A 15775-nucleotide genomic window follows, 5' to 3' on the forward strand; every position below is an offset into this window, starting at 1 on the left:
TCCTGACCCTAAGGCTAAAATTCGACCGAACATTCCGATCCACCTTGCAGCGCCCTGCCCCAAGGGCCATTGTGCGGCGAAACGGACGGAGCAATCGCATGACGGTCAATTCAATCGGCGTGATCGGAGCCGGGCAGATGGGCAACGGCATTGCCCATGTCATGGCGCTCGCAGGGTATGATGTCGTTCTGAACGACATCAGCGAAGAAGCTCTGACACGCGCGGTCGAGATCATTCAGCGCAACATGGATCGTCAGGTCAGCCGCGAAAAGATCAGCGCAGAGACCCGCGATGCCGCGATGGCCCGTATCGCGACAACCCAGGAGTTGCCGCAGGTCGCCAAGACCGATCTGATCATCGAGGCCGCCACCGAAAACGAAGGCATCAAACAGAAGATTTTCGACAGCCTGCTGCCACATCTGGCCGAACATACCATTCTGACGTCGAACACCTCTTCCATCTCGATCACCCGCCTGGCAAGCCGAACGGATCGCCCGGAAAAGTTCATGGGCTTCCATTTCATGAATCCGGTTCCGGTGATGCAACTGGTGGAACTGATCCGCGGCATTGCAACCGACAAGGAAACCTACGAAACCTGCCTTGGTGTCGTGGAAAAGCTGGGCAAAACCGCCGCCTCAGCCGAGGACTTCCCGGCATTCATCGTCAACCGAATTCTCATGCCGATGATCAATGAAGCGGTCTATACGCTCTACGAAGGTGTGGGGAACGTGAACTCCATCGACCAGTCGATGAAGCTGGGTGCCAATCATCCGATGGGGCCTCTTGAACTCGCGGATTTCATCGGACTCGACACCTGCCTGGCCATCATGAACGTCCTGCACGACGGTTTGGCCGACACCAAATACCGCCCCTGCCCATTGTTGACGAAATACGTGGAAGCCGGATGGCTGGGCCGCAAGACACAGCGTGGATTCTACGACTACAGGGGCGAAACGCCGGTCCCGACCCGCTAGGTGTCTTTGCCGAGGTTCATCGTCGTGTCTCGCAGAGACGCGACGAAATCTCGGCTGCGCCCCGCGAACGCTTTGATCGTTTCCGCCGGAATGGGTTCACCCACGATCGGAGCCTGAGGCTTACCGCAGGCGTGGATCACTTCGTGGATCAACAGACCCTGCCGGAACGTCGCTGAAAGCTGATTTGCGATCTGATAGGCGCGGGAATTCTGGCCCGGAAAATATATCGGAACCACGGTCGCGCCGGAACGCTGAATGAGATTGGCCGTAAACGGGTTCCATGTCCTCTCGATGGCCGGTCCGAAATAGCTGTCGCTCGATGCAACGACCCCTGACGGGAAAAGAGCGATCACGCCACCCGTTTTCAGATGGCTCATCGCACGGCTGCGCATCTCGAGGCTCTGCTCGCGGGCATCTTCCTCATGCGGAAACGGCACCGGGATCATGAATTCTTCAATCTCGGTCACACCGGTCAACAGCGACCGCGTCAGGATCTTGTAATCGGTGCGGACCCGTCCGATGAGCTCGGCCAAAATCATTCCATCGACCAGACCATGCGGATGGTTGGCCACAATGATCACCGGACCCTCTTTCGGGATGCGGGCAATCTGTTCCGCCGGCGTTTCCAGATCAATGTTCATCAGGCCAAGCGCCTGCCCCCAGAACGCCTGACCTTCCGCCGGCCCCATCCGTTCGAAACGCCGCACGAGGCGCAACAACGGAATCTTTCCCGTCATCCACTCCAGCGCACGGATCGTGTTGGCCTTCCACGGATTGGTAAAGGTGTTCGCATAGCTGAGCTTGCGCTTATCATACGGCACATTTTCCGGCGCAACGGCATGCGCGTCTTGGGATGTGTGTTGATAGCTGTCAACCATATGGCAGTGTGACGTCCTGTTGTGGTTGCCCGTGCCGACCTGCACGGTCAGCAGTCTTCCCCAAACCGATCCGCCACGAGAGTCTCGATCGCGGCAGCAAGGGCCTCTGCGTCTGGCCCGGAGGTGAGTACCTCAATAGAGGTTCCTTTGGAAGCTGCCAACATCAAAAGGCCCATGATGCTGTCACCCGACGCGCTCATGCCGTCCTTTCGGACCTCTGCCGTTGCGTCAAATCCCTCGACAACTTCGACCAGTTTCGCAGATGCCCGGGCGTGCAAACCCTTCTCGTTCACAATCTTCAAAACGCGCTGCGCCGTTTCGGACATGGTGCCGGGCCTCCCTAACCCTTTTGATCAGGCGCTCTGATCCAGGGTAATGTCTTGGCTGTCAATGTATTTCCGACCTGCGTCCAACGCAGCCCGAACCGCCTCGGGCACAGTTTTGTCGCGGCTTTTCGCCAATTTGATCAGCATCGGAAGATTCGCCCCGTAGACAATCCGCCGATTGTCGGGCTGACAGGCGCGAAGGCTCAGGTTTGACGGAGAACCGCCAAACATATCCGTCACGATGACCACGCCATCGCCTTTGTCGACTTCATCGGCAATGGCGCAGATCTCGGACTGCTTGGCGTCGCGATTGTGATCGGCATCGATGGACACGGCCGCCATCCCGGGCTGATGACCGACGACATGTTCGACAGCGGACAGGTACTCCTGCGCCAGGCCGCCATGCGCCACGATCACGATCCCGATCACTGTGTAGCCCCTCCAAGTTCCGGCATCGTGGTGCTGCCCGCTTTTGCGAGTCCCCGTCGCGACAGTTCCTTGTGGTCAATTGACACCCGCCAGCCATCCTCTGCAAGGGCAGCAGCAACAGATTCCGAAACAACGACCGATCTGTGTTGCCCACCGGTACATCCGATCCCAACCGAAAGATGCGTTTTTCCCTCGGTTTCGACCTCCGGCAACAAAAACCCGAGCATCTCGGTGATACGCTCGGCGAATTGGGCAAACCTCGGGTCGGCTTTCACATAGCTTTGCACTTCCGGGTCCAGCCCGGTTCTGCTGCGCAGCGCGGTCTCCCAATGCGGGTTGGCAAGGAATCGGCAGTCAAACACCATGTCCACACCGTGTGGGATGCCCCGTTTGTAAGAAAACGACTGAACCGTCACAGACAGCTTCTGTTCAGTGCTGTCAGCAAACCACTGATGCATCTCCGCCTTGAGATCGTGTGGCGTCAACACAGAGGTGTCGATCACGATGTCAGCCTGTTCCTCGATAGGCTTGAGCAGCTCGATTTCGCGCGCAATGCCGATTTCGGGGGCTTCGTCAGCGGCCATAGGATGGCGACGCCGTGTCTCGGAATACCGGCGCAGCAGGACGTCGGGACGACAATCGAGAAACAGCAGTGTCGCCTTGTCGTCAGTGAGGGCAATCAGTTCCCGGTACGTGTCGATGAGCCGTGTGACGGAAAAATCCCGGTTTCGGATATCGATTCCCAACGCCAAAGGATGGTCCAGCGGTACGCTGTCGAACAGCCGAGGGATCATACGCAAAGGAATATTATCGATGGCCTCGAACCCCAGGTCTTCAAGAACCTTGATCGCAGTCAGTCGGCCGGCACCGGACGGGCCGGTCACCAGGACTACGCGATTGCGGGCCGGATTGGTCGACATGGGTTTCGTGTTCCAGTTTCAGAGCCGCGGAGTGGCGCGACCCGTGTGCGAGAGATATTGCAGAATTGCAGCAGGAAAATGCGCAGACGCAACATTGTGAAGCAATGGAAATGTTTGCGTGAAGAACGTGATGGTCCGCTCTTGCGGGAACCGGTCACGTTCCTCCTGATCGAGATCAACCACCAGACAGAGATGCGCTGAAGGCACGTAGTCTGCGTGCAGCAACCCGACGCCACGCGCTTCGATCATGCCTTTCAAAGGATCAGGGCACGTCAGCTCAACACCGTCCGAGACCGCGCTCAGGATGACACGGTCATCGGCGACAAGAGTGGCCCCGCGCACCATCATCTCGAGCGCCAATGAGGATTTGCCGGAACCGGATGCGCCCTTGAGCAGTACCGCGCGCCCATTCAGCGCCACCGCAGTCGCGTGAAGAGTAAGTGGGCCGAGATCAGACATGGCTATGCCTTACAGCGGAAGCCCCACGACAAACCGTGCGCCCAGTGGTTCAGAGGTGGCGTCGGCTTCGGTAGGTCGTATGTTTTCGGCCCAGATCACACCGCCATGGGCTTCGACGATCTGCTTTGAAATGGCGAGGCCAAGGCCCGAGTTATTGCCAAAGTCATTTTCCGGCCGCTGCGAATAGAAGCGCTTGAAGATCTTGGTCAGCGCCTCGTCCGGGATACCGGGCCCCGTGTCCTCGACCACGATCAGCACGCGACTCTCGCGTCGCCGCGCCCAGAGCCGGATGGCGTCGCCATCTTCACAGAAGCTGATCGCGTTGGTGATGAGATTGACAAAGACCTGCGCCAGACGGGCTTCAAGGCCGTGAACACGGATCGGTTTTTCCGGAAGATCCGCAATGAATTCAATGCCCTGCCGCTTTGCGTCTTCACCAAGAAACTGTGCGAGATTGCCCAGCATATCCAGAAGATTGAATTCCGCCTCTTCTTCCTTGACCAGTTCGCTGTCCAGCCGGGACGCATTTGAAATGTCGCTGACAAGCCGGTCGAGCCGACGGACATCGTGATCGATCACATCCAGCAAGCGGTCCACCTGATCGGGACGACGCGCCACGCGGAGCGTGCCCACCGCAGATCGAAGTGACGCCAGCGGGTTCTTGATTTCATGCGCCACGTCGGCGGCGAACTGTTCGTTGGCATCGATACGGTCGTAAAGCGCAGCCACCATGCCGCGCAAAGCGCCGGACAGACGGCCAATCTCGTCGGGCCGCGCAGTCAGGTCGGGAATGCGGATCCGCCCCGAGGAGACATTCCGGCGATTGCGATCACGTCCGACTTCAGCAGCATCGGCCAAGTTGGAGATCGGGTTGGAAATCGTCGAGGCCAGAACCAGGCTCAGTCCGATCGAAACAAGCGTCGCGATGACAAACATCTGCAACACGTTTTCCCGCTCGCGCCGAACCGCCGCATCGATTTCGGGCGCATAGCTGACAAGAGCAACTGTCCCGGCAACGCCGCTGTCGACCTGAATCGGGCTGAGAGCGGTGAAGATCGTTTCTCCGTTTGGCCCTTCGCTCCGTTCGATCCGGGTTCTGGACGGGTCGGTTTCCTCGATCTGGCGACGCAGGATATCTTCCAGCGTCAGTGGACCGAGATCACCGTTGTTGCGGAAAATCGAGGATACGCTGGACCAGACGGTCAACAGAAAGTCGGAAATCACCGTCGGTTTTTCCGCAGCGGTCAGCGGCGCGGTGCTTGCCCGCTCCACGTCTCCAACCAGAAACCGCGCTGAATCAAACACAAAGACCCGAAGACCGGGCCGCATTTCCAGGTTTGCCAGCGTTTCGCTGACGTTGATGCCGTCACCAGTCCCCAGGTTGACAGCGACTCCCGGTCGCGCCTGCGCTTCGAAGACGTCGGCTATCAATTCTGCTTCGCTGCGCACGGACGCCGCCTTTTGTTCGGCCAACGTGTCGCGCGACGAATTCAGAAACAGAATACCCGCAACGAGGAAGTTGAGGGCGACAAGGTTGAAGGTGATGATCTTCCGGGTCAGAGGCGACCGGTTAAGCGAGAAGATACCGCGCTTTTCGCGGATCGTGCGCACTTCGGACTCAACGGTTTTGTCGGGGGCGACCCAGTCGTCCCCGAGAACCACGTCCGCATCTTTGCGCCCGCCGGACGAACCGGATTCCACGCCTTCAACCAATGCCATGGTCACTCTTCGTTGTAACGGTAACCGATCCCGTAGAGCGTTTCGATGGCCGAGAAATCATTGTCGACCGAGCGCATCTTTTTCCGCAGTCGCTTGATGTGGCTGTCAATGGTCCGGTCATCGACGTAAACCTGATCGTCATAGGCCACATCCATCAGCTGATCGCGCGACTTAACAAAGCCCGGACGCTGTGCAAGTGCCTGCAACAAAAGGAATTCCGTGACCGTAAGGGACACGTCCTGCCCTTTCCAGGACACCGAGTGGCGCAGCGGATCCATTGTCAGGTTTCCGCGGACCATCAGCTTGGCCTCTTCGACCTCGACACCAGCTGCGTCGCCTGCAACCGCATCCTGACGGCGCAGAAGCGCGCGAATGCGTTCCACCAGCAGGCGCTGCGAGAACGGTTTTTTCACGTAGTCGTCGGCGCCCATACGAAGGCCGAGAACTTCGTCGATCTCGTCATCCTTGGAGGTGAGAAAGATCACCGGCATCTTGGACTTCTGGCGCACCCGCTGAAGCAGGTCCATGCCATCCATGCGCGGCATCTTGATGTCAAAGACGGCCATATCGGGCATTTTCTTGTTAAATGCGTCCAAAGCGGCCTGTCCGTCATTGTAGGTTTCGACCTCGAATCCCTCTGCCTCGAGGGTGATCGCGACCGATGTCAGGATATTCCTGTCATCGTCCACAAGGGCGATTTTCGACATGGAGTGTGTTCCTTGTACTGCTCTCAATTATGTTTTTTCTGGCATTATGCGAGATTTTTCCCATTGCGCCAACGTAATTTTGCGAATCACTTCGTCACCGTTGCCTTATTCAGTCCGAAATTTCCTTACGGATGACTAATTTGCATCACTCGGACAGGCGAGGCGTCGCCATGGTTGCGCTAAACCCGTTTTGGTTGCGCTAACTGCGCGAATGCGTCCTGTTCAGCTTCGGAACCGACATGCTAAGAGGCGAATATCCCCGGCAGGCCGCCGTGGGTGGGGCGTTTCGTTGACGCCTCTCGACAATACCGCCGCAAAAGAGCGCGGCTACAGGAGCTTGGCAAATGACATTTGGACGGGTGAACCCGGAATTCCGGCTGGAAGATCAACAGATCAACGGGCTTGGTAATGTCTATTACAACCTCACAGAGCCTGCTCTGATCGAAGCAGCGCTGAAACGCGGCGAAGGTACGCTGGGCAATGGCGGGGCTTTCCTTGTCACCACCGGCAAGTTCACCGGCCGGTCCCCCAAGGACAAGCACGTGGTCAAGACCGACAGCGTCGCGGACACGATCTGGTGGGAAAACAACGCGCCGATGTCGCCAGAAGGGTTCGATGCGCTCTATGCCGACATGCTCGAGCACATGAAGGGCCGCGAATACTTCGTGCAGGATCTGGTTGGCGGTGCCGACCCCAAGCACTCCATCGACGTGCGCTTCATTCAGGAACTGGCGTGGCACAATCTGTTCATCCGCCACATGATGCGCCGCCCGGAACGTGAAGACCTCGACAGCTTCACCGCCGACTTCACCGTCATCAACTGCCCATCCTTCCAGGCAGACCCAAAGAAGCACGATTGCCGGACCGAAACCGTGATCGCGATGAATTTCGACAAGAAACTCATCCTGATCGGCGGCACCGAATACGCCGGTGAGAACAAGAAATCGATCTTCTCGCTGCTGAACTACCTGCTGCCGGAAAAAGGCATCATGCCGATGCACTGCTCGGCCAACCACGCGGTCGGCAACCCGGTCGATACAGCGATTTTCTTTGGCCTCTCGGGCACTGGCAAGACCACGCTCTCGGCTGACCCGAACCGTATCCTGATCGGGGATGACGAACATGGCTGGTCCGACCGCGGTACCTTCAACTTCGAAGGCGGTTGCTACGCCAAGACGATCAACCTGTCGGCGGAAGCCGAGCCGGAGATCTACGCAACCACCACCAAATTCGGCACCGTGATCGAAAACATGGTGTTCGATCCGGAAACCTTCGAGCTGGATTTCAAGGATGACAGCCTGACAGCCAACATGCGCTGCGCCTACCCCCTCGAATACATTTCGAACGCGTCATCGACCGCGCTTGGCGGGCATCCGAAGAACATCATCATGCTGACATGCGATGCATTCGGCGTTCTGCCGCCGATCTCGCGGCTGACACCGGCGCAGGCGATGTACCACTTTCTGTCCGGGTTCACCTCCAAGGTCGCTGGAACAGAACGCGGTGTAACAGAACCGGAACCCACCTTCTCGACCTGCTTCGGCGCACCGTTCATGCCCCGCCGTCCAGAAGTCTACGGCAACCTGCTCCGCGAAAAGATCGCGTCGCACGGTGCAACCTGCTGGTTGGTCAACACCGGCTGGACCGGTGGCGCTTATGGCTCTGGCGAACGGATGCCGATCAAGGCAACCCGTGCCCTGCTGACCGCAGCGCTCGATGGCAGCCTTGCCGAGGCAGAATTCCGCAAGGATCCGAACTTCGGCTTCGAAGTGCCGGTCAAGGTCGAAGGCGTGCCGGACATGCTGCTCGACCCGCGTCGCACCTGGAACGACAAAGACGCGTATGACGCACAGGCAGAAAAACTCGTTCAAATGTTTGCCGACAACTTTGCGCAATACGTGCCGTATATCGACGACGATGTGAAAGCGGCCGCGATCGGTTAAACCGCCTGCGTCGAAAGGCGCTTGGAAAAAACAGGGCGAGCGCACCATACTCCGGTGCACTCGCCCTTTGTTTTTCTGCGGACGCAAGGTGTTACGCGCTGCACAGCAGCAATTCAACGCGAAAGATTGAAACAATATTCGATCTCTTTGGGTATTTTTGTTGCGCTGCACCTGCAAAATGGCTATCCAGCGCCAAAGCTGAAAAGGACACGATTCATGGCCCATGATGGACAAGACCTGACCCTAACCACCGAGACGATCCTGCCGGACCTGCTGAAACTGACCGCCGCAGCGGTCGAACCAGCGAATGCCATTCTTGATCTGGCCAACAGCCGCGTCCGTGCGATGGTCGAGTCCGACGGTCGCGTGTCCGGCGCACTGATCGAAGAAAACCAGACAGCGGCGCACGGGCTGGCTTGGCTGGCCACCTATGTCGAATCGCTGCGCCAGATGCAGGGCTGGGCCGAACGTCTGGAGGCCGACGGAAAGTTCGGAGAGGTGGAACAACTGATCCACCAGATCGCCTTTGGAGAATACCTCTGGCAGATCTACGGCGGCATCCAGATGAACCAGGGCGAAGTGGTCCGCCTTCAGGACATCGGCCTGAGCCAGGACGACATGGGCGCGCTGATGACGCCCGAGGTCATGCAGCTGACACAAGGCGGCAACACCCAGGCCGCCCGTGTCCGTCTTGTCGAACTCATGCAGGAACGCAGCGCAGAGCTGACCGTCGGGGCCTGCGGCCTTGACGATGAGCTCGACATGATCCGCGAACAGTTCCACCGCTTCTCTCTCGACAAGGTGGAACCCTTTGCCCACGAATGGCACCTCAAGGACGAGCTCATCCCGATGGAGATCATCGAAGAGCTGTCCGAGATGGGCGTCTTCGGCCTGACGATCCCGGAGGAACACGGTGGGTTTGGTCTCTCCAAGAACTCCATGTGCGTGGTCTCCGAAGAACTGTCGCGCGGCTATATCGGTGTCGGGTCCCTTGGCACACGGTCCGAGATCGCGGCAGAACTGGTGATCGCGGGTGGCACGGAAGAACAGAAAGCCAAGTGGCTGCCGGGCCTCGCCTCCGGTGAAATCTTGCCCACCGCTGTCTTTACCGAACCGAACACCGGCTCCGACCTTGGAAGCCTGCGGACCCGCGCGGTCAAGGATGACAACGGCGATTGGATCATCAACGGCAACAAGACCTGGATCACACACGCCGCCCGCACGCATGTGATGACCGTTCTTGCCCGAACCGTTCCCGACACCACCGATTACCGTGGATTGTCCATGTTCCTTGCCGAAAAGACACCCGGCACCGACGAACAGCCCTGGCAGGATCCAGGCATCTCGGGCGGTGAGATCGAAGTCCTCGGTTATCGCGGCATGAAGGAATACACGCTCAACTTCGACGATTTCAAAGTGAAGGGCGAGAACCTCCTGGGCATGGAAGAGGGCAAAGGCTTCAAGCAGCTCATGGAGACGTTTGAATCGGCCCGCATCCAAACCGCCGCCCGTGCCATCGGCGTCGCGCAATCGGCCCTCGATGAAGGGATGAAATACGCGCAGGACCGCAAGCAGTTCGGCAAAGCACTGATCAACTTCCCGCGCGTCGCGTCGAAACTGGCGATGATGGCGGTTGAGCTCATGATCGCGCGTCAGCTGACCTACTTCTCGGCCCGCGAAAAGGACGAAGGCCGCCGCTGCGACCTCGAAGCCGGTATGGCCAAGCTGCTCGGCGCCCGCGTCGCCTGGGCCGCAGCCGACAATGCGCTGCAGATCCACGGCGGCAACGGCTTTGCCCTTGAATACAAGATCAGCCGCATTCTGTGCGACGCGCGCATCCTAAACATCTTTGAGGGCGCTGCCGAGATTCAGGCCCAGGTCATTGCCCGGCGGCTGTTGGGCTGAAGCAAGCGCTTCGCGTCAAAATCCTGACGGCCGGGCACTTTGTCCGGCCTTCTTTTTTGCAGATGCAGCAATCTCCTGATCTGTATCAAGGACCGGGACGCAGCAGAGTGTTCTTGCAACCCCGACACATTGCAGGAGCATCAAATGAGCTGGAAAGCCAAACTGAACGACACGAAGATGCAGCTGAGATCGCTGAACGCCGCGATTCCCGAAACCACAGCTGCCTTCGGAGCACTGGGAAAGACCGTCAAACATGACGCCGCCCTGTCCTTCAAGGAAAAGGAATACGTGGCCCTTGGCATCGCGGTCGCGACACGATGCGAACCCTGCATCCTGTTTCATACAGAGGCTTTGGTGCGTCTCGGAGCGACACGCGAGGAAGTGTCCGAAGTGCTGGCAACCTGCATCCAGATGGGGGGCGGACCGGGCCTGATGTATGCCGGTAAGGCGCTTGAGGTTTACGACGAATTGCGCAGCTGACCCTGCGACACTTTGGGGGGATGCAGATCCCCATCGACGCCCATACATATTCCAAATAACTAATATGTATGAGGTCATCATGTCCAAATCCCCCCTTATCCTTGCCCTGCTTTTTGCTGCGACAGGCGCCTTTGCCCAGCAGGGCAATCCCGGCGGCCATTTCGTGGAAAATTGGGACCTTGACGGCGATGGTCAGGTCACATTGGCCGAAGCCACTGAACGGCGCGGCGACGTGTTCCTGACCTTCGACGCCGATGAAAACGGTGTCCTGACAGCCGAAGAGCACGATCTTTTCGACGAGGCGCGCAAGCAGGATATGGAGCAGAACGGCATGGGTCACGGCGGCGGGCAGCGCAATCCGGCCAACGGAATGCTGCGCGAAGTGACGGATACCAACGGCGATGGAAACGTCACCCGCGAAGAGTTCATGGATGCCGTTCCCGCTTGGTTCGCGGGCATGGACCGCAACGGTGACAACGTCGTTACCACGGCCGATTTCGGTCGCGGCTGACACAAAGCAAAAAGCGCGGGCGTTACCGCCCGCGCTTTCTGGTTCAGCCGTCTTTACGGATGACCTCGTTCTTGGGATCGTAGGGGCTGTCCTCGACAACCTCCGCATCCCAAAGCTGGTTCAGCATCTTGACCTTGAGCTTGGTGCCCGGCACCGCCAGTTCCGGCTTCACATAGCCCACCCCGATGGATTTTCCGAAAGCCACGGAATAACCGCCCGAGGTCAGACGGCCCACACGGGTCTCGCCGTCATACAGCGCCTCGCGACCCCACGGATCGGCATCCGCCGGCCCGTCGATCAGGAAGGTGCAGCACTTCACCCGGACGCCGGTCGCTTCCATCTCGGCCTTGCCATGGAAGTCCTTTGACAGGTCCACAAAGCGCGGCAGATCGGCTTCAAGCGGCGTCGCATCGCGGCCCAGTTCGGTGCCGAAGGCGCGGTAGGATTTCTCCTGCCGCAGCCAGTTCTGCGCCCGCGCGCCGACCAACTTCATGTCATGCTTTGCACCAGCAGCCATAAGCTGGTCCCAGAGGTAGTTCTGCATCTCGATCGGGTGATGCAATTCCCAGCCCAACTCACCCGTGTAGGCCACGCGGATCGCGCGCACCGGGCACATGCCCAGTTCGATGTCACGGCACGTGAGCCACGGGAACCGCTTGTTGCCCAGAACGGTTTCGGGATCGGCATCCTTGACGATTTCCTTGAGCACATCGCGCGACTTCGGCCCGGCGATGGCAAAGACACCCCACTGGGTCGTCACATCCTGGATTTCGATATACCCGAACTCGCCCGCCTTATCTTCGGCCGCCTTGCGCAGGTAATCTGCATCGTACGCGGTCCAGGCACCCGCAGAGACGAGGTAATACTCGTTCTCGGCCAGACGGACGATCGTGTATTCCGTCCGCGTCGTCCCCTTGGAGGTCAGCGCATAGGTCAGGTTGATCCGACCGACCTTGGGCAGCTTGTTGCAGGTGAACCAGTCGAGAAACTGCGTTGCACCCGGTCCTTTGACGACATGCTTGGTAAACGCCGTCGCGTCGATCAGGCCGACGCCTTCGCGAACGGCCTTGGCCTCGTCCACGGCATACTTCCACCAGCCCCCCCGGCGGAACGACCGCGCGTCGTGGTCGAAATTCTCGTCCGCATCCAAAGGCCCGTAATAGTTCGGACGCTCCCAGCCGTTCACATGACCAAACTGCGCGCCCAGCGCCTTTTGGCGGTCATACGCCGGAGCGGTCCGGAGAGGACGGCACGCCGGACGCTCTTCATCCGGGTGGTGCAGGATGTAGACATGCTCATACGCCTCTTCGTTCTTGCGCGCGGCGTATTCGGTCGTCATCCACGAGCCGTAGCGCTTGGGATCGAGCGACGCCATGTCGATCTCGGCCTCGCCCTCGACCATCAACTGGGCAAGGTAATAGCCGGTGCCGCCCGCAGCGGTGATCCCGAACGAGAAGCCTTCGGCCAGCCACATATTCCGCAGGCCCGGAGCCGGACCGACCAGCGGGTTGCCGTCGGGCGTGTAGCAGATCGGACCGTTGAAATCGTCCTTGAGACCCACGGTTTCCGACGACGGAATGCGGTGAATCATGCTCATGTATTCTTCCTCGATCCGCTCCAGATCGAGCGGGAAGAGGTCGGCGCGGAAGCTGTCCGGCACGCCATATTCGAACCGCGCGGGTGCATTGCGCTCATACGGGCCCAAAATCCAGCCGCCACGCTCTTCGCGCACATACCATTTGGCATCCGCATCTCGGATCACCGGATGCTGTTCATTGGTCTTGCGATACTCGACCAGCGCCGGATCAGGCTCGGTCACGATGAACTGATGCTCGACCGGGATCGCCGGCATCTTGATGCCCAGCATCTTCGCTGTGCGCTGCGCGTGGTTGCCTGACGCGGTCACGACATGCTCGGCCGAAATGACAATCTGCTCGTCGGACGGAACAAGGTTTCCGCCCTTTTCGACCATCTTGGTGCAGGTCACGTCCCAGTGGTCGCCTTTCCACTCGAAGGCATCCGCCTGCCATTTCCGCTCGATCGTCACGCCACGCTGCCGAGCGCCCTTGGCCATCGCCATGGTGACGTCCGCCGGGTTGATGTAGCCATCCGTCGGGTGATAGATCGCGCCTTTCAGGTCTTCGGTGCGGATCAGAGGCCAGCGCGCCTTGATCTCGGAAGGCGTCATCCACTCATAGGGCACACCACAGGTCTCAGCCGTCGTGGCATAGACCCGGTACTCATCCATGCGCTCTTCGGTCTGCGCCATGCGCAGATTGCCGACCACAAAGAAACCCGCATCCAGCCCGGTCTCTTCCTCAAGCGTCTTGTAGAACTTGATCGAGTAGTCGTGGATGTGAGTCGTCGCGTAGGACATGTTGAAATAAGGCAGCAGACCCGCCGCATGCCAGGTCGACCCGGATGTAAGCTCATCCCGTTCGAGCAGCATCACATCGTCCCAGCCCGCACGGGCAAGGTGATAGGCGATCGAGGTGCCGACGGCGCCGCCGCCGACAACCAAAGCTTTGACATGGGTTTTCATGGGTCTTCACTCCAAGGCGTTTGACCCCGTGAATACCCCTGCGTTGCGCGCGCCGCCAAACCTACCCGACACGTTGCGGCAGGAAAACGACGCGGCGTCGCATGAAATCTTTACCGAAGCACGCGGGCCCGAGGAAAAAGAGAGGTCTCCGGCGCCAGTGCCTGGGTCGCAACAGCAAGCTCCACAGGCGCGATCACCATTTCGCCGTCGGGTCCGATCACGATTTCGACGGGCTGAGTTTCGTCTTCAAACACCGTTTCGGGCAACGCGATCCCGATCTTTTCCAGCAAACCTGAGTCCTCAGCCAGTTTCAGACCGGCCTGCGCGCCGGTCTTCAAACCGGATTTCGCGGACTCAAGCGTCGAAAGAGCGAACACGGCCTCTTCTCCGTAACGGTCCATCACCGACAGTTTATACTCTTCGTACGAATATTGATAATCCGCTGCTTTGGCCTGCTGGGTATAATCCCAGACAGCAACAACAGCTCCCAGTCCCCCGGCATAGAAGCCGAGTTTGAAGATACTTTTCAACAGTTTACCGATCATCACTTACCCCTGGCTGATCCTGCCTAAATTTTGCCTACAATCAGGCAGCCAATGCGATGGCTGCATGTCTTTTCCTGGGCAAACGCACTCGGAAAGGTTCCTGTCTTGGGGCAATGAACCCGATACTGAAAATTCGTCGTCAAATTGAATACAATTGGCGGAAAATGGGCCGACTCGGACTTATCAGACCGACAGGTTGAGCCATGCGGCAGATTCATGCTGGCAATGCGCGATCAGGCCCTTTCGCACCTGCAAAACCGACCCTATAAGACCCTCGGCCTGCGCCCAAGAGAGTCGCGGGCCTAAGACTTATTGGCTTGAGGCAGACGCAGATGTTTGGACTGGACAAAATGCTGGGCATGTTTTCATCGGACATGGCCATCGACCTTGGGACAGCGAACACGCTCGTCTACGTCAAGGGGCGCGGCGTCGTCCTGTCCGAGCCGTCGGTTGTGGCCTACCACATCAAGGACGGCCAGAAAAAAGTCCTCGCCGTTGGGGAAGATGCCAAGCTGATGCTGGGCCGGACCCCCGGAAGCATCGAGGCCATCAGGCCCATGCGTGAAGGCGTGATTGCAGACTTCGACGTGGCGGAAGAGATGATCAAGCACTTCATCCGCAAGGTGCACAAGCGCTCGACCTTTTCCAAGCCGAAGATCATCGTCTGTGTGCCGCACGGCGCGACACCCGTTGAAAAGCGCGCAATCCGTCAGTCGGTTCTGTCCGCCGGGGCGCGCAAGGCAGGCCTGATCGCAGAACCAATCGCCGCTGCCATCGGCGCGGGTATGCCGATCACCGATCCGACCGGCAACATGGTTGTCGACATCGGCGGCGGGACAACCGAAGTCGCGGTCCTGTCGCTGGGCGACATCGTCTACGCCCGCTCGGTCCGCGTCGGGGGTGACCGCATGGACGAAGCGATCATCAACTACCTGCGCCGTCAGCAGAACCTGCTGGTTGGCGAATCGACCGCCGAACGCATCAAGACCTCCATCGGCACCGCCCGCATGCCCGACGACGGACGGGGCAGCTCCATGCAGATCCGGGGCCGTGACCTGCTCAACGGTGTTCCCAAGGAAACCGAGATCAGTCAGGCTCAGGTGGCCGAAGCCCTGTCCGAACCCGTACAGGCAATCTGCGAGGCGGTGATGACCGCGCTTGAAGCCACCCCGCCGGACCTCGCGGCCGACATTGTTGACCGTGGCGTGATGCTCACCGGTGGCGGCGCTCTTCTGGGTGATCTGGATCTGGCGCTGCGGGAGCAGACGGGCCTGGCCGTGTCGATTGCAGATGAAAGCCTGAACTGCGTGGCTCTTGGCACCGGAAAGGCGCTGGAATACGAAAAACAGCTGCGTCACGCGATTGACTACGACAGCTGATCCGGCCACCCAAGAGCCAGAGTATGTGTTAAGAGTGCGCGCAGCCTGATCCGAAATT

At 59.1% G+C, this 15775-nt stretch carries 15 protein-coding genes; 6 read left to right on the forward strand and 9 right to left on the reverse strand.

What is annotated here, in order from left to right; all coding sequences use genetic code 11:
- The first annotated feature begins 98 nt into the window (after positions 1 to 98).
- Entirely contained in the window at positions 99 to 974 is an 876-nt protein-coding gene (locus MGEO_RS00005) for a 3-hydroxybutyryl-CoA dehydrogenase (RefSeq protein WP_085634650.1), read from the forward strand.
- Here MGEO_RS00005 and MGEO_RS00010 read toward each other — a convergent pair.
- From MGEO_RS00010 to MGEO_RS00040, 7 genes are read right to left on the reverse strand one after another with little or no spacing between them, the layout of a single operon-like run.
- Complete coding sequence (locus MGEO_RS00010; RefSeq protein WP_085634651.1) at positions 971 to 1852, reverse strand: lysophospholipid acyltransferase family protein; 882 nt, start codon at positions 1850 to 1852, stop codon at positions 971 to 973. The two genes, MGEO_RS00005 and MGEO_RS00010, sit on opposite strands and share 4 nt — an antisense overlap.
- 47 nt (positions 1853 to 1899) lie before the next feature.
- Positions 1900 to 2178, reverse strand: coding sequence for an HPr family phosphocarrier protein (locus MGEO_RS00015; RefSeq protein ID WP_085634652.1), 279 nt, complete (start codon positions 2176 to 2178; stop codon positions 1900 to 1902).
- 27 nt (positions 2179 to 2205) lie between these two features.
- Positions 2206 to 2607: a PTS sugar transporter subunit IIA gene (locus tag MGEO_RS00020; RefSeq protein WP_085634653.1), complete on the reverse strand. Its 402-nt coding sequence runs from the start codon at positions 2605 to 2607 to the stop codon at positions 2206 to 2208.
- On the reverse strand, positions 2604 to 3527 hold the full coding sequence (gene rapZ / locus MGEO_RS00025; RefSeq protein WP_085634654.1) for an RNase adapter RapZ: 924 nt from the start codon (positions 3525 to 3527) through the stop codon (positions 2604 to 2606). Before rapZ ends, MGEO_RS00020 begins: the two co-directional genes overlap by 4 nt.
- An 18-nt stretch (positions 3528 to 3545) precedes the next feature.
- A complete protein-coding gene (locus tag MGEO_RS21645; RefSeq protein WP_085634655.1) occupies positions 3546 to 3986 on the reverse strand; it encodes an HPr kinase/phosphorylase in 441 nt (146 codons plus the stop codon).
- A 9-nt stretch (positions 3987 to 3995) separates the two neighbouring features.
- Positions 3996 to 5705: a sensor histidine kinase gene (locus tag MGEO_RS00035; protein WP_085634656.1), complete on the reverse strand. Its 1710-nt coding sequence runs from the start codon at positions 5703 to 5705 to the stop codon at positions 3996 to 3998.
- A gap of 2 nt (positions 5706 to 5707) precedes the next feature.
- Positions 5708 to 6412 (reverse strand): response regulator transcription factor, encoded by a 705-nt coding sequence (locus MGEO_RS00040; protein WP_085634657.1) that lies wholly within the window; start codon positions 6410 to 6412, stop codon positions 5708 to 5710.
- Between the two features lie 344 nt (positions 6413 to 6756).
- On the opposite strand from MGEO_RS00040, the gene MGEO_RS00045 reads away from it, so the two are divergent.
- The 4 genes from MGEO_RS00045 to MGEO_RS00060 all read left to right on the forward strand — a co-directional run bounded on the left by MGEO_RS00045 (position 6757) and on the right by MGEO_RS00060 (position 11251).
- Complete coding sequence (locus MGEO_RS00045) at positions 6757 to 8355, forward strand: phosphoenolpyruvate carboxykinase (protein WP_085634658.1); 1599 nt, start codon at positions 6757 to 6759, stop codon at positions 8353 to 8355.
- Between the two features lie 216 nt (positions 8356 to 8571).
- A complete protein-coding gene (locus tag MGEO_RS00050) occupies positions 8572 to 10260 on the forward strand; it encodes an acyl-CoA dehydrogenase family protein (RefSeq protein WP_085634659.1) in 1689 nt (562 codons plus the stop codon).
- Positions 10261 to 10404: 144 nt separating this feature from the next.
- Positions 10405 to 10740, forward strand: a complete 336-nt coding sequence (locus MGEO_RS00055; protein WP_085634660.1) for a carboxymuconolactone decarboxylase family protein — start codon at positions 10405 to 10407, stop codon at positions 10738 to 10740.
- A 79-nt stretch (positions 10741 to 10819) separates the two neighbouring features.
- Positions 10820 to 11251, forward strand: a complete 432-nt coding sequence (locus MGEO_RS00060) for an EF-hand domain-containing protein (RefSeq protein ID WP_085635215.1) — start codon at positions 10820 to 10822, stop codon at positions 11249 to 11251.
- 43 nt (positions 11252 to 11294) lie between these two features.
- On the opposite strand, the gene MGEO_RS00065 is transcribed toward MGEO_RS00060, so the two are convergent.
- Together MGEO_RS00065 and MGEO_RS00070 are read right to left on the reverse strand one after the other, a co-directional pair.
- Complete coding sequence (locus tag MGEO_RS00065) at positions 11295 to 13793, reverse strand: GcvT family protein (protein WP_085634661.1); 2499 nt, start codon at positions 13791 to 13793, stop codon at positions 11295 to 11297.
- A 110-nt stretch (positions 13794 to 13903) separates the two neighbouring features.
- On the reverse strand, positions 13904 to 14338 hold the full coding sequence (locus MGEO_RS00070; RefSeq protein WP_085634662.1) for a hypothetical protein: 435 nt from the start codon (positions 14336 to 14338) through the stop codon (positions 13904 to 13906).
- A 332-nt stretch (positions 14339 to 14670) separates the two neighbouring features.
- Here MGEO_RS00070 and MGEO_RS00075 point away from each other — a divergent pair, with 332 nt between their 5' ends.
- The gene (locus MGEO_RS00075; RefSeq protein ID WP_085634663.1) at positions 14671 to 15717 is read left to right on the forward strand and encodes a rod shape-determining protein; all 1047 of its coding nucleotides are present in this window, start codon (positions 14671 to 14673) and stop codon (positions 15715 to 15717) included.
- Positions 15718 to 15775: the final 58 nt, after the last annotated feature.

Origin of the sequence: Marivita geojedonensis (genome assembly GCF_002115805.1) — a bacterium.
Taxonomy (GTDB): domain Bacteria; phylum Pseudomonadota; class Alphaproteobacteria; order Rhodobacterales; family Rhodobacteraceae; genus Marivita; species Marivita geojedonensis.